The 20,703-nt window shown below is 71.6% G+C and carries 18 protein-coding genes; 10 read left to right on the top strand and 8 right to left on the bottom strand.

Annotated features, from left to right (window positions below; translation table 11 throughout):
• Positions 1-2 precede the first annotated feature (2 nt).
• Complete coding sequence (locus GQF42_RS18025) at positions 3-3,140, bottom strand: DUF3427 domain-containing protein (protein WP_199273066.1); 3,138 nt, start codon at positions 3,138-3,140, stop codon at positions 3-5.
• Positions 3,141-3,369: 229 nt separating this feature from the next.
• Entirely contained in the window at positions 3,370-4,380 is a 1,011-nt protein-coding gene (locus GQF42_RS18020; RefSeq protein ID WP_158921188.1) for a hypothetical protein, read from the bottom strand.
• Between the two features lie 144 nt (positions 4,381-4,524).
• Between GQF42_RS18020 and GQF42_RS18015 the strand changes: the two genes are divergently transcribed.
• Positions 4,525-5,535: a permease gene (locus GQF42_RS18015; RefSeq protein ID WP_407699532.1), complete on the top strand. Its 1,011-nt coding sequence runs from the start codon at positions 4,525-4,527 to the stop codon at positions 5,533-5,535.
• An 11-nt stretch (positions 5,536-5,546) separates the two neighbouring features.
• Positions 5,547-6,278: a TIGR03943 family putative permease subunit gene (locus GQF42_RS18010; RefSeq protein ID WP_158921184.1), complete on the top strand. Its 732-nt coding sequence runs from the start codon at positions 5,547-5,549 to the stop codon at positions 6,276-6,278.
• On the opposite strand, the gene GQF42_RS18005 is transcribed toward GQF42_RS18010, so the two are convergent.
• A complete protein-coding gene (locus GQF42_RS18005) occupies positions 6,268-7,743 on the bottom strand; it encodes a glycoside hydrolase (RefSeq protein WP_158921182.1) in 1,476 nt (491 codons plus the stop codon). The genes GQF42_RS18010 and GQF42_RS18005 overlap by 11 nt on opposite strands.
• A 229-nt stretch (positions 7,744-7,972) precedes the next feature.
• Here GQF42_RS18005 and GQF42_RS18000 point away from each other — a divergent pair, with 229 nt between their 5' ends.
• The gene (locus tag GQF42_RS18000; RefSeq protein WP_158921180.1) at positions 7,973-8,770 is read left to right on the top strand and encodes a class E sortase; all 798 of its coding nucleotides are present in this window, start codon (positions 7,973-7,975) and stop codon (positions 8,768-8,770) included.
• 13 nt (positions 8,771-8,783) lie between these two features.
• On the opposite strand, the gene GQF42_RS17995 is transcribed toward GQF42_RS18000, so the two are convergent.
• The gene (locus GQF42_RS17995; protein WP_158921178.1) at positions 8,784-10,190 is read right to left on the bottom strand and encodes an MFS transporter; all 1,407 of its coding nucleotides are present in this window, start codon (positions 10,188-10,190) and stop codon (positions 8,784-8,786) included.
• 107 nt (positions 10,191-10,297) lie between these two features.
• On the opposite strand from GQF42_RS17995, the gene GQF42_RS17990 reads away from it, so the two are divergent.
• Entirely contained in the window at positions 10,298-10,834 is a 537-nt protein-coding gene (locus tag GQF42_RS17990; protein ID WP_158921176.1) for a winged helix-turn-helix transcriptional regulator, read from the top strand.
• 8 nt (positions 10,835-10,842) lie between these two features.
• On the opposite strand, the gene GQF42_RS17985 is transcribed toward GQF42_RS17990, so the two are convergent.
• Positions 10,843-11,676 (bottom strand): serine hydrolase domain-containing protein, encoded by an 834-nt coding sequence (locus GQF42_RS17985; protein ID WP_158921174.1) that lies wholly within the window; start codon positions 11,674-11,676, stop codon positions 10,843-10,845.
• Positions 11,677-11,975: 299 nt separating this feature from the next.
• Between GQF42_RS17985 and GQF42_RS17975 the strand changes: the two genes are divergently transcribed.
• Complete coding sequence (locus GQF42_RS17975) at positions 11,976-12,833, top strand: fumarylacetoacetate hydrolase family protein (protein ID WP_158921170.1); 858 nt, start codon at positions 11,976-11,978, stop codon at positions 12,831-12,833.
• 91 nt (positions 12,834-12,924) lie between these two features.
• Here the strand turns inward: GQF42_RS17975 and GQF42_RS17970 are convergent, their stop codons facing one another.
• From GQF42_RS17970 to GQF42_RS17960, 3 genes are all read right to left on the bottom strand, one after another.
• Positions 12,925-13,800, bottom strand: coding sequence for an LLM class F420-dependent oxidoreductase (locus GQF42_RS17970; RefSeq protein ID WP_158921167.1), 876 nt, complete (start codon positions 13,798-13,800; stop codon positions 12,925-12,927).
• Positions 13,801-13,886: 86 nt separating this feature from the next.
• Entirely contained in the window at positions 13,887-14,381 is a 495-nt protein-coding gene (locus GQF42_RS17965; RefSeq protein ID WP_158921165.1) for a heme-degrading domain-containing protein, read from the bottom strand.
• Positions 14,381-15,448: a Gfo/Idh/MocA family protein gene (locus tag GQF42_RS17960; RefSeq protein ID WP_158921163.1), complete on the bottom strand. Its 1,068-nt coding sequence runs from the start codon at positions 15,446-15,448 to the stop codon at positions 14,381-14,383. The genes GQF42_RS17965 and GQF42_RS17960 overlap by 1 nt, the downstream gene beginning before the upstream one ends.
• Positions 15,449-15,496: 48 nt before the next feature.
• On the opposite strand from GQF42_RS17960, the gene GQF42_RS17955 reads away from it, so the two are divergent.
• The 5 genes from GQF42_RS17955 to GQF42_RS17935 all read left to right on the top strand — a co-directional run bounded on the left by GQF42_RS17955 (position 15,497) and on the right by GQF42_RS17935 (position 20,703).
• Positions 15,497-16,666, top strand: a complete 1,170-nt coding sequence (locus tag GQF42_RS17955) for an ROK family transcriptional regulator (protein WP_158921161.1) — start codon at positions 15,497-15,499, stop codon at positions 16,664-16,666.
• A 353-nt stretch (positions 16,667-17,019) separates the two neighbouring features.
• Entirely contained in the window at positions 17,020-17,907 is an 888-nt protein-coding gene (locus tag GQF42_RS17950) for a hypothetical protein (RefSeq protein WP_158921159.1), read from the top strand.
• A 49-nt stretch (positions 17,908-17,956) separates the two neighbouring features.
• A complete protein-coding gene (locus tag GQF42_RS17945; RefSeq protein WP_158921157.1) occupies positions 17,957-18,712 on the top strand; it encodes a GntR family transcriptional regulator in 756 nt (251 codons plus the stop codon).
• A gap of 150 nt (positions 18,713-18,862) precedes the next feature.
• Entirely contained in the window at positions 18,863-19,987 is a 1,125-nt protein-coding gene (locus GQF42_RS17940; protein ID WP_158921155.1) for a TIGR03364 family FAD-dependent oxidoreductase, read from the top strand.
• On the top strand, positions 19,984-20,703 hold the full coding sequence (locus GQF42_RS17935; protein WP_158921153.1) for an HAD family hydrolase: 720 nt from the start codon (positions 19,984-19,986) through the stop codon (positions 20,701-20,703). The genes GQF42_RS17940 and GQF42_RS17935 overlap by 4 nt, the downstream gene beginning before the upstream one ends.

Genomic DNA, 20,703 nt, shown 5'->3' with positions numbered 1-20,703 from the left:
AACTAGCCTGCGCTGATGGCCGAGTACGTCCACACGTCGGCCGGCAGCTCGTGCGTCAGACGCCAGGTGATGGCCATCGGCTTGCTGCCGGTGTGGTCCTCGTACGTGGCCGGGCCGAGCAGCATCCACGGCTGGGACTTGCCGATATCGGTGTTCTTGTAGCGACGCATGAACAGCAGGACCTGGCTGCCGCGATCGTTGTGCTGCTGGTAGCGCAGCCCAGTGGGGGAGTCGACGGCTGTCGAGTTCTGGGACTCCCAGTGGAAGAGCGTCGGACTCAACGCGTAGTCCTTGTACCGGATGGTGGGCGAGAAGTCCTTCTCGTTCTTGTCCAGCGTGATGAGAAGGGCATCGGTTTTGAGCTCCTCAACCCATTGCACGCCCTGAGCGAAGGAGCGTGGCATTTGTCCACCGAAACGAGCCACGCCGAGCGCAGCGAGGATCTCGGAGCGGTTGTAGGCGCTGTGAACCTTCAGCGGGACATGACTGAGGCGGCCTGATAGTGGGATGGGGACATGGTCGGCCTGCTCGATGACGTGGGAGATCACCTGCCGCAGCTCATCTCGGAACACCCGCTGGTGACGCAGGGCTTCCAGGCCCTCCTGGAAGCTTGTGAAGCCGCCTGCATTGTCCCAGAGGTTGAAGAACAACATGCGAGCGTACGACTGGTCAATGGGGCTCAGTTCCGCGTACGACGGAGCGTCGTCTTGAAGGAGGCGGAGATACGCCTCTGCGCGCTCCGGGTCATCTATGTGGAGGAAGGCATGGACCCGCTTGAGTAGTGCAGCCTCTCCGGAGGGAACGGGTTCGTCGATCAGGCTGGCGCGACGCAGCACGGTTGTCCAGGAATTATCGCTCTTGTACAGCTCCTTGATCTCCCGACGGCTTTCCCGAAGGTAGTCGGAGAGGCGGGGAGCGTTGTAGGTCTTCACCTCCTTCACGAGCGTCTTCACCGTGGCACCCAACTGGATCCGGATGTTGTCGACGACGAGGTCCTTCGACTTCCCCTCCAGGATGATCTGGCAACCTGATGGCAACTGAGGGAAGTTGTGCTCGATGTGGTCGAGGAGTCGGTTTCGCGACAGGTTGGTCAGAGCCCGAAACTGGTCCTCGAAGCGGAACTCGGCCCGGTGCTGCCCGATGAAGTCGAGGACCGTGAGTACGGGTTTCGTTTCTGTGCGCCGTAGTCCCCTGCCCAGCTGCTGGAGGAAGACGGTGGCGCTGTTTGTGGGGCGGAGGAGGAGCAGAGTGTCGACGTCAGGGATGTCGAGCCCCTCGTTGAACAGGTCGACGGAAAAGATCACTTGGAGCTTTCCGTCGCGAAGGTCGGACAACGCCTTGGAGCGCACTTCGGCGGGCGAGTCACTGTCGAGCGCCACTGCCTCGAAGCCCGACCGCCGAAAGAAATCCGCCATGAAGCGGGCGTGTGCTTTAGACACACAGAAGCCCAGTGCACGCATGGCACCCGGGCTGGAGATCTTGTCCCTGATCTGCTTCACGATGATACGGGCGCGCGCGTGGTTGCCCGTGTAGAGATTGCTGAGCTCTTGATCGGTGTACGAACCTTTCTGCCAGCCAAGGTTCGTCAGATCCATGCCGTCAGGAATGCCGAAATAGTGGAAGGGACAGAGTAGGTCATTTTCAAGAGCTTCCCAGAGCCGCATCTCGGCAGCGATCCGGCCCTCGAAGAACTCGTCCTGGACGTTGAGCCCATCCATTCGCTCGGGTGTGGCCGTGAGACCTAGCAGCTCCTGGGGGCTGAAGTGGTCGATGACCCGGCGATAGGTGGCTGCGGTGGCGTGGTGGAACTCGTCAATGACGATGATGTCGAAGTGGTCCGGGGTCAGTTGCTCAAGACGTTGAACATTGAGTGATTGCACACTGGCGAAGACATGGTCCCAGTCGAGCGGATCCTGCCCAGCGTGTAGCAGCTCTCCGAATGAGGCATCGTCCAGTACCTCCCGATAGGTACGCAGAGACTGCCTCAGAATCTCTTTGCGGTGAGCCACAAACAGCAGCCTCGGCCGGCGGCCGTGCGACGTGCTGCACAGGCTGCGGTAGTCGAGCGCGGCCATGACCGTCTTGCCGGTCCCGGTCGCCGCGACCAGAAGGTTCCGATGCCGCCCGCGGAGTTCTCGCTCGACGGTCAGCCGTTCCAGCATGTCTCGCTGGTGAGGGAACGGGCGTACCTCGAGGCCAGAAAGGCTGATCTGTACGTCCGTCCTGGAGCTGGTGCCGCTCGCCTGGGCCAGTGCTCCATCGAGCCGTTCACCGTGGAGGTCGGGGTCGTACGTCTCGAAGGCGACGTCGTTCCAATACGCGTCGAAGGTTGCTTCGAACTTGTCCAGTACGGCAGGGGTCGCAACCGACGAGAGACGTACATTCCACTCCAGGCCGTCGAGCAGCGCTGCCTTTGACAGGTTGGAGCTGCCGACGTACGCCGTGTCGAAGCCTGTTTTGCGCCGGAACAGCCAGGCCTTGGCGTGCAGACGAGTGGAGCGGATCTCGTAGTTGACCTTGACGGTAGCGCCGAAGTCGCGGACGAGGCGGTCAAGTGCATGGCGGTCGGTGGCGCCGATGTACGTCGTCGTTATGACGCGAATTGGCACGCCTCTGTCCCGTGCGGCGCGCAGCGAGTCTTCAAGAACGCGGATGCCGTACCACTTGACGAACGCACAGAGGAGGTCGATTCGGTCTGCCGTCGCCAGCTCCGCTCTGAGTTCGGCACCTAGGCTGAGGTCCTCTGGGGAATTGGTGATGAGCGAGGTCTCGGACAGAGGCGTCATGGGGCGCAAGGCGTACACCCCTGGGGCCTCCTGCCGAGCGAGAGTCAGAAGCTGACGTGGGCCCTCGACGATGGAGCCGACGCCGTCGGTATCGCTCGATTCCGCACTGCCCGTTGTGGCCAGCGCCTCGAGGATGCGGTTCGCGACCTTGACGCGGTCCTCGGCGGGAACTTGCGCCAGCCTGCGACCGACGGCCTCACCGATGTAGCGAGCCAGGACATGAGGAGCGGATTCCGAGCTGACCTCGGCATCGACGGCCTTCCAACCAGTCGACTCGAATCGCACCAACTCATCGCGTACGTCATGCGTGATCAGCTTCTCGTAGACACCCGCAATCGGCTCCGACAGGCCCATCGGTTCTGCCACGGCTGCTCCCCCGATCCGTCGTGATGCTCGTGCACGACATTGCGTGCCGACAGGGATCAGTTCTAACAGCAGCCACTGACAGACGAAGGCCGTGTGCCCAAACATGATCGGTGTGCTGGGGCTCTGCAGTGGCCGTGAGGGCCGCCCGCGTCTCGGCATTGTCTCGGGGAGCGGGCGGCGCTCCGGCTTGCGGTTTGTGGCTCAGGTACCGGCGCTCTTACTGGCCGTGACAGCCCTCGTACCCCTCAGCTGCCCCACACCAACACCCCGCCCCCCTCTGAGGCGGCCAGGCAACCGCCCTCCCCCGAGCCGCCAGCGTCGTCGCGTACTGCGGCAGCAGCGTCATGTCCTCCGGGGAGGACTGTTCCGACGCCGCGAAGGCCTCGTACGACGGGACCGTGCCCGTGACGATGCCCAGGTTCCCCGTCCCGGACGACGACAGTTCGCGCAGCGAGGACTCTATGGTCGACAGGTGGGTCTCGTGGGAGGGGTATTCGGATGCCAGGGTCGGATACGCCGACAGCAGCTCCGTCAGTTCGGAGGCCGGCCAGTGGAGCACCGCCACCGGGAAGGGGCGGGACAGGGCCTCCCGGTAGGCGCCCAGTTCGGCCTGGAGGCGGGAGATCTCGGCGGCCAGTTCCACGGGGTTGTCCGAGCCCAGGGACCAGATCCGCTTGGGGTCGTGGAGTTCGTCCAGGGAGACCGGGGACGCGTGCAACGTGTCCGCCAGGGTGTCCCAGTCGTCGTGCGCCAGGCCCAGCATGCGGCGCACGCGGTGGCGGCCGTAGAGGAGGGGGTGGGTGGCGGCGGGGGGCTCCGCGTCGGTCGGCAGGAGCAGGCGGGCTCCCTCCGTGAAGGTCTCCTCCGCCGCCTCCAGCTCGTCGTGCCCCTCGAGGGCCTCGGCCACGATCACCCAGGGGGCCGGGTCGCGCGGGGCGGCCAGCCGGATGCCCTCGATGATCGCCCTCGCCTCCGCCTCGTGGCCGTACTCCCAGAGGTTCGAGGCCTTCAGGGCCCGGACCAGGGGAGGGTCGTCCAGGCCGTCCGGGGACGACAGCAGGCGGTCGTAGAGCGCTGTCGCGGCGGGGCGGTCGCCGGAGAGTTCCAGGTGTGCCGCCGCGCGGAGGAGCAGGGCCTCGGCGTCCTCGGGGTACAGCCCGGCGATCCGCTCCAGGCGTGCCGCTTCGGCGGTGTGGTCGACGTTCTCGGCAGGAGTGTCGGGGCGCATGGGGGACACCGTACTGCCGAGCGGTGACAAAAGTGAGGCGCGGAGGGGGCGTACAGGAAGGCCCCCTATCCTTCGTCTGTCTTCGTGCGAGCATCGCAGATACGGGCATTCAGTGGGGGTTCCGTGAAGAGCGCGGGTGGGGTGGTGGCGGCCGACCGTGATCGGCAGGTCGTCGGGGACGAGCCGGGCGCCCCGCTGCCCCGGTACTGGCCCCTGCTGCTCGTGGCCTCCGCCGTCGTGCCAGGGGTCCTTCTCTTCGCCGCCGGGCGGTGGGGGGACGCACCGGCCGTGCAGGCCTGGCGGACCGTCTGCCTGGCCGTGACCGTGCAGGCCACGCCCTTTCTGCTGCTCGGGACCGCGCTGTCCGGGGCGATCAACGCGTTCGTGCCCGAGCGGGTGTTCACGCGCTTCCTGCCCCGGCGGCCCGTGCTCGCCGTGCCCGTGGCCGGGGTCGCGGGGGTGGTGCTGCCGGGGTGCGAGTGCGCTTCCGTGCCCGTCGCGAACAGCCTCATCGGCCGCGGGGTCGCCCCGTCCGCCGCCTTCGCGTTTCTGCTCTCCGCGCCCGCCATCAATCCCGTCGTTCTCACCGCCACCGCGATCGCGTTTCCCGGGCAGCCCCTCATGGTGCTGGCCCGGCTGCTCGCCTCGCTCGTCACCGCCGTCGTCATGGGCTGGCTGTGGCTGCGGTTCGGGCGGGCCGAGTGGCTCCGGCCCGACCTGCGGCAACGGCACACCGGCCACCGGCACGGGCACAGCCGCTGGAACGAGTTCCGGCTCGGCTTCCAGCACGACTTCCTGCACGCCGGCGGGTTCCTCGTGCTCGGGGCCATGGCGGCGGCCACCTTCAACGTCACCGTTCCGCGCTCCGTGCTCGACACCTTCGCCGGGTCGCCCTGGCTGTCCGTGCTCTTCCTGGCCGGGCTCGCCGTCCTGCTCGCCGTCTGTTCCGAGGCCGACGCCTTTCTCGCCGCCTCGCTCACCGGGTTCCCGGCGGTGGCGCGGCTCGCGTTCATGGTCGTCGGACCCATGGTCGACCTCAAGCTCATCGCCCTGCAGGCGGGGACCTTCGGGCGGGCCTTCGCCGTACGGTTCTGCGCCGCCACCACCGTCGTCGCCGTCGCGTGCAGCGCGCTGATCGGGGGAGCCCTGTTGTGAAACGGCCTGCTGTGAAACGTCTCCTCCAGGCGGGGCTGCTCGTGCTGTGCGGGCTCGGGCTGCTGAACGTCTCCCTCTTCACCGACCTCTGCCTGCGGTACGTCAAGGAGAGCATGCGGCCCCTGCTCATCGCCTCCGGCGTCGTCCTGGTCCTGCTGGGCGTCGCCAGTGCCCTCCTCGACCGCCGGCAGCCGCACGAAGAAGGCCACCACGGCCATGACCACTCGCGGCTCCCCCGCGTCGCCTGGCTCCTGCTCCTGCCCGCGCTCAGCCTGCTCTGCTACGCCCCGCCCGCCCTCGGCGCCTACACCGCCTCCCGGCAGCCGGCCAAGCCCGTCGCCGAGCGGCAGACCTTCGATCCGCTGCCGCACACCTCGCCCCTGCCCATGACCCTCTCCGACTTCACCAGCCGGGTGCAGCAGGACCGCGGGCAGTCCCTCAGGGGGCGCACGATCCTGATGACCGGGATCGTCACGCCCCATGGGGACGGAGGCTGGGATCTGACGCGGATCATCATCAACTGCTGTGCGGCGGACGCCCAGTCCGTGAAGGTACGGATCTACGGCGGTGACGTGCCGCGCGCGAACGGCTGGGTGACGGTCACCGGGACCTGGCACCCCGGCGGGACGCTGGGGACCAGGTCCGCGCCGGTCGCGCTGGACGCCCTGACGGTCGAGCAGGTCGCCCGGCCGGTCAACGGCTACCAGGACGCCCTTCCGCTGCCGTCGGCCCTCACACGCTGACCCCGTCCACCTGCAGCGTCTGCACCGACTTCGCCGCGAAGGGGACGGCCACCGTCCTGCCGGACAGGTAGGTGTCCGAGTGGGCCGTGTAGAGGTCCGAGCCGCCCGTCGTGACCGTGTTCCAGCGGGGTACCAGGCCGCCCGGGCCGCCGGTCACCGAGGAGAAGGACGAGAGGTCGAAGGTCAGGGTCTGGGCGGACGACGACGTGTTCGCCGCGACGATCACCAGGCGCTGCGCCGCCCTGTCCAGTGCCGCCGCCGCGTAGCTCACGCCCGTGTCCAGGATCGTCATCCCGGGGCGGATGTGCCGGGTGAACTGGGCCAGCGTGTAGTACTTCGTCTGCACCGCTCCCGGCCAGCGGGCGGCGGCGTCGTACGTGATCGTCGCCCAGCCCGGGCTGGGGTCCATGACCTGCCAGTACACCCAGGCCGTGGGGTGCAGCCAGCGGAAGTCGTAGAGGAGGTTGCCCGCCAGGGTGAGGCCCGTCGCGTCGCCGTCGCCCGTCTCCGAGTTCCACAGGCCCTTGCCGGCCGTCGTCACCACGTCCGTGTAGAGCAGGTCGCGGCGCCCGCCGGAGCCCTGGTAGCCGTGGACGTTGACCCGGTCCACGTAGCCCCGCGTCGTCGCGGAGAAGGAGTTCCACGTCGTGCGGGCCAGGTCGTAGGTGTTCTCGTCGGATGCCGAGATCCTCGTCGCCGTCAGGCCGCGCCGGTCCAACTCGCTGCGCAGGTACGGGAGTACGGCCGCCTGGACGGTGGCGTCGATGTGGCAGCCCTCCTGGGTGCCGGTGGCGGTCCACCAGGACGACGAGGGTTCGTTGAAGGCCTCGACCGTCGTGAAGGCCACGCCCCAGTTCTGCTGCGCGTACAGCGCGACCGCGGCCAGGTGGGAGGCGTGCCGGCGGTAGTTCCAGGACTGGAGGTTGTTGCCGCCGCCGGCCGCGCCCGAGGGGTTGTGGTTCAGGCACATCCACCACATCGGCGAGTTGGCGAACAGCTCGGTGGTCGCGCCGCGTTCGGCCGCCTTCACCAGCATCGCGCGCTGTGTCGCGTCCGCCGTCCACCTGAACGACGAGGAGGCCGGGTCCTCGCTCGTCCAGTCCTGCCAGTAGCCCTCGATCTGCTTGAAGGAGGGGATGTTCGGGGAGGCGGCCATCGACTCGCCGTTCACGCTGTTCCAGCTGCACGCGCCCAGGTTGTAGCGGGCGATGTTCAGGCCCAGGCCGGGCAGGGCCGTGCCGTTGTACGTCGTGGTTCTCGTCGTGAAGAAGAGGTCCGCGAAGTCGTCCCGTGCGCCGAAGACGTTCGCCCACCAGGCCAGGGACGTGCCCCAGCCCTCCCAACTGCCGTAGGTGGACGACGGGTTGACGGAAACCGTGGCGTCCGCCCGTGCCGTTCCTGTCGCCAGGGCGCTGCCCAGGACGCCGCCGCCCGCTGCGGCCAGCAGTGTTCTGCGTCGGATCATGGCTTCTCCGCTCTCTGTCGCGGGTGCGCTCTTCGGTGCGGCTCCGGTTTCCGTTGCGGCTCCGGCAGCAGGAAGCATCGGGGGAGACGGGCGGGGTTGTCGAGGGTTCTGACACTGCTTTCTAAAACCCGTTGAGGAAGCGCGTCCGGCCTCCCGGACGCCGTGCGGCTATGGCCAGTTGTGCCCGCTGCGCCTATCGTGCGGGCGGCTCCCGTGGAGGTGGGTGCGGATGTTCGTGGCGTCGGGTGTGCGGGTCGTGGGGCACGGCGACCGGCGCAGGCGCGCCCGGCGCCGTCGTGCGCTGTGGGGCGGGGGCGAGGCGCTCGTCACCGTCGGGGTGCTGCTGATGCTGCTGGTCGTGCACCAGCTGTGGTGGACCAACCGGGAGGCGAAGCGCGGCGCCGAGCGGCAGGTGCAGACGCTGGAGCGGGAGTGGGGGAGCGGGGGACCGGACGCGGGCTCCGGTGGTACGCGGCCCGCCCCCTCCGCCTCGCCCACGGCCACTGAGGCGAGTGGGGGCGCGACCGCCTCCCGTGCGCCGCGGTCGTCGTCCGTTCCCGTCGCCCTGCCCCGCCGGTCCCAGGCGTACGCCGTGCTCGACATTCCCCGGCTGGGGCTGCGCGTCCCCGTCGCCGAGGGGGTGAGCAAGGCGGACGTGCTGAACAAGGGGTACGTCGGCCATTACCGCGGCACCCAACAGCCGGGCCAGGCAGGGAACTTCGCGCTCGCCGGGCACCGCAACACACACGGTGAGCCCTTCCGGTACCTGCCCCGGCTGCGGCGCGGGGACGACATCGAGGTGGAGACGGGCACGGCGACGTACACGTACGACGTCGACCAGATCCTGCCGCAGACGTCCGCCATGGACTCGGGGGTCGTCCGGCCCGTCCCGCGCTCCCTCGTCCACCCCCGCTACGGGTACGACCGGCCCGGCTTCTACATCACCCTGACCACCTGCACCCCCGAGTTCACCTCGCGCTACCGGATGGTGGTCTGGGGCAGACTCGTGTCCGTGCGGCCCAGGTGAGCGACCGGCACCGTCAGCCCTCCCGCAGACCCAGCATGCTCGCCACCCCCACCGCCGCCAGGCCCGCCGACACCAGCAGGGCGACGTCCGCGCCGTGGGCGAGGGTGCCGGAGGAGGTGGCGAGGGCGATGGTCAGGGCCACGCCCGCGCTGGAGCCGATGTAGCGGAAGGTCTGCTGGGCTCCGGAGCCCATCGCGGCCCGTTCGCGCGGAACCGAGTCCACGGCGAGCAGGGGCAGCGCCCCGTTGAGCAGGCCGCTGCCCACTCCGCCGACGATCAGGCCGGGCAGCAGCCGGGTCCAGGAGCCGGAGCCGACGGCGCCGAGCATGGTCAGGACGGCGACGGCGTGCAGGGTGAAGCCGGCGGCCAGCTGCAGGCGCGGGGCGATCCGGCCGGCCAGGTGCTTGACCTGGAGGGCGACCGCGAAGCTCAGCCCGGACCAGAGCAGGAGCAGCCAGGCCGTGTCCATCGGGGACAGCCGGAGCGTCTGCTGGATCAGGGCGGGCAGGAAGCTGAACGGGGCGATCACGGCGAGGCCGGTGAACAGGCCGCCGGCGGCCGAGGCCAGGAACGGCGGGTGGCGCAGCAGGCCGAGGTCGATCATCGGGGTCCCGACCCGGTGTTCCACGGCGACGAACAGCGCGATGAGGACCACGGCGGCCGCGAGGAGGAGGCCGACCGGTGCGCGCAGCCAGCCGTCGCGGCCCAGCGTCAGGGCCGCGACCAGGGACACCAGGGCCAGCCCGAAGGTGAGCGCGCCGAGCACGTCCGGCCGGCCGCCGCGCGGGGCGCGGGACTCGGTGAGCGTACGGGTGCCGAGTGCGGCCACGAGGAGGGCGGCGGCGCCCAGCACGCCGTAGGCCACCCGCCAGCTGGGCAGCGCGCCCGCGATCAGCGGGCCGGCCGCGATGCCGCCGCTGACGAAGGCGCCCCAGACGGCGGTCGCGTGCAGCCGGCCGCGCGGCGAGGGGAACGCCGTCACCAACAGGCCCAGGCTGCTGGCGAGGAGCGCCGCGCTCGCCGCCCCCTGAGCGATGCGGGCGAGCGTGAACTGCCAGGTCGAGGTCGCGAAGGCGCCGAGGACGGTGGTGAGGCCGAGGGCCAGGGTGCCGCTGAGGAAGAGCCGGCGGCGGCCGTAGTCGTCGGCGAGGCTGCCGGCCACCAGCAGGAGCGCGGCGAGGCCGAGCGGGGTGCCGTTCAGCAGCCAGGCCTGGGCGGACAGGGAGGTGTGCAGGGCGCTCGCCGTGTCCGGGAGCGTGACCATCGGGGCCGTGTACGTCATCAGGGCCACGGCGGTGGCCGCGCTGGTCAGGGCAAGGGTGGCCCGGGGGCGTGCGGGGGCGTCCCGGGCCGTCGCGTCGTGAGCGGCGGGAGTCGGGGTGGGGATGGGGGTGTTGGTCGGGGAGTCGAGCCCGGTCATGGCGTGATCCTTACGGTTCAGTCATTGAACTGACCTGACCGGGCCACCGTAGCATCATGGGTTCGGTCACCGAACCAAGGCGTCGGAAAGTGGCTACAGTGGACGGCATGGCACTGGGCAAGGACTACGTGACACAGGAGTGCTCGATCGCCCGCGCACTCGAGGTCGTCGGCGAGCGCTGGACGCTGCTCGTCGTCCGGGACGCGCTGTACGGCGTGCGCCGCTACAACGACTTCCTCGTCCACCTCGGCATCCCGCGCGCCGTCCTGGCCGCCCGGCTGCAGATGCTGACCGCCGAGGGCATCCTCGAAAAGCGCCGGTACCAGCAGTCGCCGCCCCGCGACGAGTACGTCCTGACCGAGCGCGGCATCGCCCTGTGGCCCACGCTGCGCTCGCTCGGCCTGTGGGGGCGCGAGCACTTCACCGACGGCCGGCTGCGTTACTTCCGGCACGCGTCGTGCGGCACCGAACTCGGGCCGTACGGCGAATGCCCCGCGTGCGGAGGTGTCGTACCGGTCGGGGACGTGGTCATGGAGCCAGGCCCGGGGCTCGACCCGGACCCGGCGGACCCCGTCAGCCGGGCGCTGCTCAGGCCCAGGCGGCTGCTGGAGCCCCTGGAGCCGCCGGAGGGCGCGTCCGCCTGAACGTCTGTTCAGGAACCGGCCGTGCCGCGCCCGGCGAGGAGGTCGATGCCGGTCCGGTCGGTCGCGTCCGAGTCGCCGCCCAGCCGGTGGACGACCACCCACCGGCCGTCCGCCGTCGCGCCGGTGAAGAGCGAGGCGTCCCGGGTCGCGCCGTTGTGCCAGAGCAGGGACCCGGCCGTCTGCCAGGAGGGGGCCGGATCGCCCAGCCGACGTTCGATCACCAGCCGGACCAGCAGATCGGCGACCGCACGCGGAGTGGCCCACAGTCCGCCCGCCGGAAGGATCGCCCCGGTCATGGTCCAGGGCCGCCGGTCCCGGCCGAACAGCCCCGGGGCGAGCAGCCGCCGGCCCGCGTCGGGCCGCACGCTCACCTCGTTCACCGCCAGCGGCCGCAGCACATGCTCGGCGAGCAGTTCCTCGTACGCCGTCCCGGCCGCCGCGACCAGGGCCGCGCCGAGGACGGCGTACCCGAGATTGGAGTACTCCTCCTGCCCCGGCGGCCGGACCACGACCTGGTCCAGCCGGCCGAGCAGCCGGTGCAGGGCGGCACGGTCGAACGCGGCGTACGGATCACGCAGGCCCGTCCCGGGAGGAAGGCGGGGCAGCCCCGAGGTGTGGTCGGCCAGGTTCCGCAGGGTGACCCCCGTGCCCGGAGCGGCGGGGAGCCAGCGCTCGACGGGGTCGTCCGGGTCGAGCAGGCCCGCCGCGGCCATGCGCATGAGTGCGGTGCCGGTGAGCACCTTGGTGAACGAGCCGATCTCGACGAACCGGTCCGCCGCATGGCCGTCGGTGACCTGCGCGACGGACGCGTCGGTCAGGATGCAACTCGGTGTGCGTGGCACGCGTGTACTCCCCCTACGGCTCCCCCTTGGCCGAGTCGATCATATGAACTCTCGCCGTTCATGTCGTTCCTCACGCTCGTCACGGTCGCCGTCGTGCCGCTGGCGGCCGCGCTGTACGTCGTGACCAGCACGGCCTGGACCGCCGTGGAGCGGGCCGCGCTGTACCGCTGACGAGGCGGGGTTACGGTCCAGTACCTGAACAGGGTCTTGCGGAGTGGACCGTGGGATTGGAGGATCGGCCAGTCCTCCGATGGCTGCACCCATCGGTCGGGCGCCCGCGATCGAGGGAGATGGTGACCATGAAGCTGCTGCGAGTGGGTACGGCAGGGGCCGAGCGGCCCGCGCTGCTCGATGCGGAGGGAACGCTCCGGGACCTGTCCGGCATCGTGGCCGACATCGACGGCGGGCTCCTCGCCGACCAGGCCGCGCTCGGCCGGGTACGGGCGGCGGCCCAGTCCGGCGAGCTGCCCGCGCTGGACGCGGCCGGGCTCCGGACCGGGCCGCCGCTCGCCCGGATCGGGAAGATCGTGTGCATCGGGCTCAACTACCACGACCACGCCCGCGAGACCGGCGCCCGGCCGCCCGCCGAGCCGGTCGTCTTCTTCAAGGCGCCGGACACGGTCGTCGGCCCGAACGACACCGTGCTCGTCCCGCGCGGCTCCGTGAAGACCGACTGGGAGGTGGAGCTGGCCGTCGTCATCGGACGTACGGCCCGCTACGTGGAGTCCGCCGAGGCGGCGCTCGCCCATGTCGCCGGGTACGCGGTGGCCCATGACGTCTCCGAGCGCGAGTTCCAGATCGAGCGGGGCGGGACCTGGGACAAGGGCAAGAACTGCGAGACGTTCAATCCGCTGGGGCCGTGGCTGGTGACGGCGGACGAGGTCGGCGACCCACAGGATCTGTCGCTGAAGCTGTGGGTCAACGGGGAGCTGAAGCAGGACGGCACGACGGCCGAGCAGATCTTCCCGGTGGGCGAAGTCGTGCGGTACGTCAGCCAGTTCATGACCCTTTACCCCGGGGACGTCATCAACACGGGAACGCCGGCGGGGGTGGCCATGGGGCACCCCGAGCCCAAGCCGTACCTGAGGGCCGGGGACGTCGTCGAGCTGGAGATCGCCGGGCTCGGCCGCCAGCGGCAGGAGCTGAAGGACGCGTAGACGCTCCGCCGGGAGTGCCGGGGACCGGCTTCGTGGTCGGCCGCGGCCGGTTCGTGTCCGGGCGCGCGGTTCCCCGCGCCCCTGGGGCGGCTCACTTCAGCAGACGGGCCAGCCTGCGCCACTCCTGCCTCGGGAGGGCGTCGCGCCCGGCGTCGGTGATCACCTGGAGGGCCACGTGGTCCGCGCCGGCCCGGTGGAAGGCCTCGATGCGGTTGCGGACGCCGGCCTCGTCGCCCCAGGCGAAGACCGCGTCGACCAGGCGGTCGCTGCCGCCACCCGTCACGTCGTCCTCGGTGAAGCCGAGGCGCAGGAAGTTGTTCGTGTAGTTCGGCAGGGCGAGATACATCGCGAGGGTCTTGCGCGCGATGGCGCGAGCCCGGGCGGGGTCGGCCTCCAGGACGACCTTCAGCTCGGGCGCGAGCAGCGGGGCGTCGCCGAGGATCTCGCGGGCCTGGGCGGTGTGTTCGGCGGTGACCAGGTACGGCACCGCGCCCGCCGCCCGGTCCCGGGACAGTTCCAGGGTCCTCGGGCCGAGGGCCGCGAGGACCCGGCGGTCGGCGGGGACGCCCGCGGCGTCCAGTGCGTCGAGGTAGGCGACCAGGGCCGAGTAGGGGCGGCGGTACTGGTCGGCGAGCTTGGCGTGACTCACGCCCAGGCCGAGCACGAAGCGGCCGGGGTGCGCGGCCTCCACCCCGGCGAAGGCCGCCGCGCTCTCCTCGGCGTCGTACTGCCAGATGCTCTGGATGCTGGTGCCGACGGTGAGCGTGCCGGTGGCCTCCAGCAGCGGGGCGGCATGCCGGGCGGCCGTGCTGCCGCCCAGCCATACGGCGCCGTAGCCCAGCTCCTCCAACTCGGCCGATGCCTCGGCCAGTTCGGCGAGCCGGGCCTGGTCGTCCGCGTGCGGGGCGAGACTCGTCCAGATGCCGTACCGGCCGATCGTGTCCTTCAGGCCGTTCAAGGTGCTCATGGGGCGATCCCTCCGGGCGGGTGCGTGGTCATCACGTCTGCAGCCCTTCCCAACCGGAGGCATCCCCCACGGATTCCCGCCGGGCGTCACACCTTCAGGAACTGTTCCAGGGCCGCCACGACGAACCGGTGGTCCTGGAGCTGGGGGAGGCCGGACACGGTCACCGCGCCGACGACGCCCACGTCCTCGACGCGGATCGGGAACGAGCCGCCGTGCGCCGCGTAGGTGTCGGGGTCCAGGCGGGAGGAGTCCTCGAACGTCGTGCCCTTGGCGCGAAAGCGGGTGCCGACCAGGTAGGAGGAGGCGCCGTAGCGCTCCACCACCCGGCGCTTGCGGGCGATCCAGGCGTCGTTGTCCGGGGTGGAGCCCGGCAGGGCCGCATGGAAGAGCTGCTGGCCGGCGCGGTGGATGTCGATCGCGACCGGGGCCTGGCGCGCACGGGCCAGGCCGACCAGGAGCGAGCCGAGGGCCCAGGCGTCGTCGTGGGTGAACCGCCGGAAGACCAGAGCGCGTTCCTGCGCCTCCAACTCCGCGACGGACGGGGCCGGTTCGGGGGCGGACCCGGGGGTGGTCCGCGGCATCAGAGCGTCACCGTCACCTTGTCGCGGGCCGACGTGCGGGCCGCTTCCAGTACGTCGAGGGCGTCGGCCGCCTCCAGCGCGGTCACCGGGTTGGGGCCGGTGCCGCGCAGGGCGTCGGCCACGGCCGCGTAGTAGGCGGGGTAGTCGCCCGGCACGGTCGGTACGGGGGTGCCGCCGCCGGTCAGCGGGGACTCCCCGGCGCCGATGCGGCCCCACAGGGACTCGGGCTCGGCGCCCCACCGGGGTCCGGGCCGCAGGCCTTCCCTGAGAGCCCCCTCCTGCGGGTCCAGGCCGTACTTCACATAGCCCGCCTGCGAGCCCAGCACCCTGAAGCGCGGGCCGAGCTGGGCGGTCGTCGCGGAGACGTACAGGTGGGAGCGGACGCCGTTCGTGTGCGTGAGGGCGATGAAGGTGTCGTCGTCGGTCTCGGCGCCGGGGCGGCGCACGACCGTCTCGGCGTACACCTCGGTGGCCGGACCGAACAGGACCAGGGCCTGGTCGACCACATGGCTGCCGAGGTCGTAGAGGAGACCTCCGATCTCTGCGGGGTCGCCGGACTCGCGCCAGCCGCCCTTGGGCTGCGGACGCCAGCGCTCGAAGCGGGACTCGAAGCGCCAGACGTCACCGAGCCGGCCGTCCGCCAGCAGTTGGCGCAGGGTCAGGAAGTCGTTGTCCCAGCGGCGGTTCTGGAAGACGGACAGGAGCAGACCACGTTCGTCGGCGAGGGCCGCGAGGCCGCGGGCCTCGGCGGCCGAGCCGGCGACCGGCTTGTCCACCACGACCGGCAGGCCCGCCTTGAGAGCGGTGGTGGCGAGCGGCACGTGCGTCTTGTTCGGGGACGCCATGACGATCAGGTCCAGCTCGTCGGCGCGGTCGAACAGCTCCTCGGGGCCGGCGGCCGTGCGGACGTCCGGGAACCGGGCGCGGGCCTGCTCCTGCCGCTCGGGGTTCGAGGTGACCACGGTGTCCAGGGCGAGGCCCTCGGTCGCGGCGATCAGCGGGGCGTGGAAGACGGAGCCGGCGAGGCCGTAGCCGATCAGGCCGACACGGAGGGGAGTAGCAGTCATGCCCCCTACTTTCGCAACGCTGTTGCCAAAGTGCAAGCGGCGAGGACAATGGGTGGCGTGAACAGGACGAGGACGGGGAGCGGTGTGCCGGCGAGCGGCGACGGGCCGACGGGAGCCAATCTCGGCGTGGTGCGCAGCCACAACACCGCGCTGGTGCTGGGGCTGCTGCGGGACGCCGGGGCGCAGGGCGTCAGCCGGCTCGAACTGGCCGAGCGCACCGGGCTGACCCCGCAGGCCGTCAGCAAGATCACCGCACGGCTGCGGGAGGAGGGGTACGCGGCCGAGGCGGGCCGGCGGGCGTCGACCGGGGGCAAGCCGCGGACCGTACTGCGGCTGGTGCCCGAGGCCGGGCACGCGGTGGGCGTGCACCTGGACCGGGACGAGCTGCGCGCGGTGCTCGTCGACCTGGACGGGGCCGTGGTCGGGCAACGGCGGGCGGAGCTGGATCTGGGGGCCGGCGCACAGGCGGTGCTCGGGGTGGTCGTACGGGCGGTGGAAGGGCTGGTCGCGGGCGGGCTGGGCCTCGAGGACGAGGGGCTCGCCGGGGTCGGGACACTGCTCGGGGTGGGGGTGGCGCTGCCCGGGCCGCTCGATCATGCGCGCGGGGTGCTGCACCGGGTGACCGGCTTTCCCGAGTGGGACGGCTTTCCGCTGCGGGACGCGCTCGGGGAGCGGCTGGGGGTGCCGGTAGTGGTGGACAAGGACACCAACGCCGCGGCGCTGGGGCTTTCGGCGGCGGGTGAGGGCGGATCCGGATCCTTCGCGTACCTGCATCTGGGCACGGGGCTCGGCGCGGGTCTGGTGATCGGCGGGAGTGTGCACCGGGGGGTGCGGACCGGGGCGGGAGAGTTCGGGCACCAGGTGATCCAGCTGGACGGGCCGCCCTGTGAGTGCGGGAACCGGGGGTGCGTGGAGGTGCTGTGCCTTGCCGCCGTGGGGCGTGGGGAGCCCGGGGAGGCGGCGCGGGTGCTGGGGGTGGCGGCGGCGAATCTGGTCGGGCTGCTGGACATCGATGCGGTGCTGCTGGGCGGACGCACGATCGCCGGGGCGCCGGAGGTGTTCGTGCGGGGAGTCGGCGAGGTACTGGCCGACCGGGCCCGCAGGGAGGGGACGCTGGGCGGCGAGGTACCGGTCCGCGTGGCCGGCGGCGGCGAGCGGGCCGTCGCCGAGGGGGCGGCGCAGTTGCTCCTGGGGCCGCTGTTCGGGCGCGGGGCGTAGGCGCCCCCAAGGGGTGCGAGGCCCTGTCGGCGTGGGGCGTCGCCGCGTGGGTGCGATCGGCCACGCCGGAGCCGCGGGCGAAAGACCCGGTACCGGCAGAACCGGCAGAACCGGCGGAGCCCTCGGCCGCCGTGCCGCCGTGGCCCCGCCCCCGCGGCCGCGATCCGGACGGCGTGGTCACCGCGGACGTGACCATGACCGGCCGGACGTCATCGGGACCGGCCGGACGTCACCATGACCGGCCGCGCACCACCATGACCGGCCGGACGTCGTCATGACCGGCTGTTCGAGCGGATTTCGCGGCCCGTACCGGAGTGGCGACCAGGGCGCTCGGGGCCGACCGGCATGGTCATGTGTTCATGCGACTGTGCACGTCCCTGTTCCTCTGCCTTTCCGCAGCCGCCGCCACCGTCCTCGCTCCCGCGCCGGTGCAGGCCGCCCGGGCCGCCGGCGCCGCCCGGGCCGTTCGCGCCGACGCGCCCCCCGCCTGCGTCGGCGCGGACGCCCGGGCCTTCCCGCTGGCCGCCCGGATCCGCGGTGGCCCGGACTCGTACGAGGCGGGCGGCGGATACGGCACCTGGTACATCGACCTCACCAACACCACGCGCCGGACCTGCACCGGTATCCACCCGGTCGTGGTCCTCGTCGACGACAAGCGCGCCCTGCGGCCGGACCAGCCCCAGCTGGACTTCTACGACGGCTCGCGGGCCCGGCCGGTGTCGTTCAGGACCACCGACGAGCAGGAACTGATCGGGGTGCTGGACGGCGCCGGGTTCGCGGGGTTCGCCGTACCGCCCGGCAGGACCGTCAGCGTCAAGGTCAGGCTCGCGCTCACCTCCGACACCGCGCCCGACCAGGTCACCGCCAACGCCGCCGTCGTCCAGCGCCGGGGCGACGACGGGGACTGGGTCGGGGAGTCCAACGCCTACCGGTTCGGGATCGGACCGTACGCGGACGGCACGGAGCCCCGGCCCGAAGGCTCCCGGCGGGACGGGGTCGTGGAGCCCCGTCCCGCCGGCAGCAGGCAGGGCGCGGTGAGCACCGGTACCCCCACGAGCGCCGCCTCCGCCTCCGTCCCCGACTCCTCCCTGCCCTTCGCCGAAGCGGCGGAGGAGGCCGGGGAGCGGGCCCGGGAGCTGGGGGGCACCGGGCTCGGGCTCGTCCACGGGCTGTTCGCGGCCACCGTCACCCTGCTCGGAGTCGGCCTGGGTGCCTTCCTGCTGGCCCGCAGACGCCGCTGAAGAGGGGTCCCGTACCGCCAACTGCTCCGCCGTCTGCGACGATCCCTGCGTGGACTACCCGAACGACCAGGCCCCCGGCGCCGCCGTCCGCTCCGGCATCCCCGAGCACGGCCGCATTCCCAAGTACTACGCGGTGAAGGCGCGGATCGCCGCGCTGCTCGAGGAACTGGGGCAGGGGAGCGTCATCCCGACCGAGCGGGATCTCGCCGAGCGCTACGACGTCGCCCGCGAGACCGTACGGCAGGCCGTGCGCGAGCTGGTGCTGGAGGGGCGGCTGCAGCGCCGGGGGCGCGGGACCGTCGTCGCCGGACCCAAGCTCGCCCAGCCGCTGTCCCTCGCCAGCTACACCGAGGGCGTACGCCGGCAGGGCCTCACCCCCGGCCGTACCCTCGTCACCCTCGACCGCTTCCCCTGCCCGGACGCCCTCGCCGCCGAGACCGGGCTGACCCGGGGCGAGCCGGTGTGGCACCTGGAGCGGCTGCTGCTGGCCGACGACGAGCGGGTCGGGCTGGAGAGCACGTACGTCGCCGTCGCCCGGCTGCCCCGGCTGGACACGGACTTCGAGCCCGACTCCTCCTTCTACGGCTACCTCAAGGCTCTCGGTCTCGTCTTCGGCGACGCCGACGAGCGCATCGAGACCGTGCTCGCCACCCCACGTGAGGCCCTGCTCATCGGCACCCCGCCGGCCCTGCCCATGCTGCTGATCCACCGCATCTCGCGGGACACGGACGGGCGGCCCCTGGAGCGCGTGCGCTCGCTCTACCGCGGTGACCGGTTCTCCTTCACCGCCCACCTGACGGGCTGAGAAACCCTCAGAAACAGTCAAAGGCGGAGATACCGACCCTCTGTAATGTCACGAGAAGATAACGGGTCTAGCCCAAACGTGATGGGTCGTTCACGCTCTCGTTGTCAGCCGGACCCTTCCGGTTCCCCGACCACGAGGAGTGTTGCCGCCGTGAGAGTGATAGTCGTCGGAGCGGGCGTCATGGGCACCATGCACGCCTGGCAAGCAGTACAGCGCGGCCACCAGGTCGTTCAGATCGAGCGTGAGGCGGAGGCGCGCGGCGCCTCACTGCGCAACTTCGGACAGATCTGGGTCAGCGGCCGCGCGGGTGGAGAAGAACTCGAGACCGCGCTGCGGGCCCGGGAGCTGTGGGAGGAGATCGGCCGGCGGGTGCCTGGGCTGGGCTTCCGGGCCAACGGCTCGCTGACCCCGGTCCGCGGTGACCTGGAGCTGGCCGTCGCCGAGGCCGCCGTGGCCCGGCCGGACGCCGCAGCCCGCGGCTACAAGCTGCTGACGCCGAGCGAGGCCCGGGCCGTCAACCCCGCCCTGCGCGGCGAGTTCGACGCCGCACTGCACTGCGAGCGCGACGCCGCCGTCGAGCCCCGCACCGCCCAGCTCGCCCTGCGCGAGGAGCTGCTGAAGTCCCCGAACTACACCTTCCTGCCGGGACGGGAGGTGCGTGACGTGGTCGGCGCCGCAGGCGTGCGCGACGACCACGGGGACGTGCACCAGGGCGACGTCGTCGTGCTGTGCACCGGCGCCTGGCTCGGCGGCCTGGTCCGCGAGCTGGCCGGTCCCGACCTGCCCGTGCGCCGCGTCCGCCTGCAGATGATGCAGACCGACCCGCTGGGCGAGCCGCTGACCACCTCGGTCGCGGACGCCGACAGCTTCCGCTACTACCCGGCCTACGCCTCCCCGGAGCTGGACGCGCTCAACGCCGGCCGGCCGCAGGCGCAGACCGCCTCCGAGAACAAGATGCAGCTGCTCATGGTGCAGCGCGCCGACGGCGGTCTGACCATCGGCGACACCCACGAGTACGAGCACCCCTTCGCCTTCGACACCGTCGAGGACCCCTACGACCACCTCGTCGGGGTCGTCGAGTCCTTCCTCGGCCGGCCGCTGCCCAAGATCCGCCGCCGCTGGGCGGGCGTGTACGCGCAGTGCACCGACACGAGCCGGGTCGTGCACCGCCAGCAGGTGAGCGACGGCGTGTGGCTGGTCACCGGGCCCGGCGGGCGCGGCATGACCTGCTCGCCGGCGATGGCCGAAACGACCGCGAACGAACTGGGCTGGTGAGCACCGTGACCGACAACCCCCTGACCGACATCCGTCTCGTCGTCCTCGACATGGCCGGCACCACCGTCGCCGACGGCGGCCTCGTCGAGCGCGCCTTCGCGTCCGCCGCCGCCGAACTCGGCGTCGAGCCCGGCTCGCCCCGGCACGCCGAGCACCTGGCCTACGTCCGCGCCACCATGGGCGAGTCCAAGATCTCCGTCTTCCGGCACCTGTTCGGCGACGAGGACAGCGCCCAGCGCGCCAACGGCGCCTTCGAGAAGGCGTACGGCGACCTGGTCGACAGCGGTCTGATCGCCCCCCTCCCCGGTGCCCGTGAGGCCATCGAGGAACTCGCCGCCGCCGGCCGCACCGTCGTGCTGACCACGGGCTTCGCCCGCGTCACCCAGGACGCCATCCTCGACGCCCTCGGCTGGCGGGACCCCTCGTTCCCCGTCGCGCTCACCCTGTGCCCGGCTGACGCCGGCGGGCGCGGACGGCCGTACCCGGACATGGTCCTCCAGGCCTTCCTGCACACCAAGGCCGCCGAGAGCACGACGCAGGTCGCCGTCGTCGGCGACACCTCGTACGACGTGCTCAGCGGTGTACGGGCCGGGGCCGGGCTGGTGGCCGGCGTGCGCACCGGCGCCCACGGCGACGACGCGTTCCGCGCGGCCGGTGCCACGCACGTCCTCGACTCCGTCGCCGACCTGCCCACCCTGCTGTCGGGAGCGCGCTGA

It is taken from the genome of Streptomyces broussonetiae, from assembly GCF_009796285.1.
Classification (GTDB): domain Bacteria; phylum Actinomycetota; class Actinomycetes; order Streptomycetales; family Streptomycetaceae; genus Streptomyces; species Streptomyces broussonetiae.
Note: the sequence above shows the minus strand (reverse complement) of the source record. Positions and strands in the feature narration are given on the sequence as shown.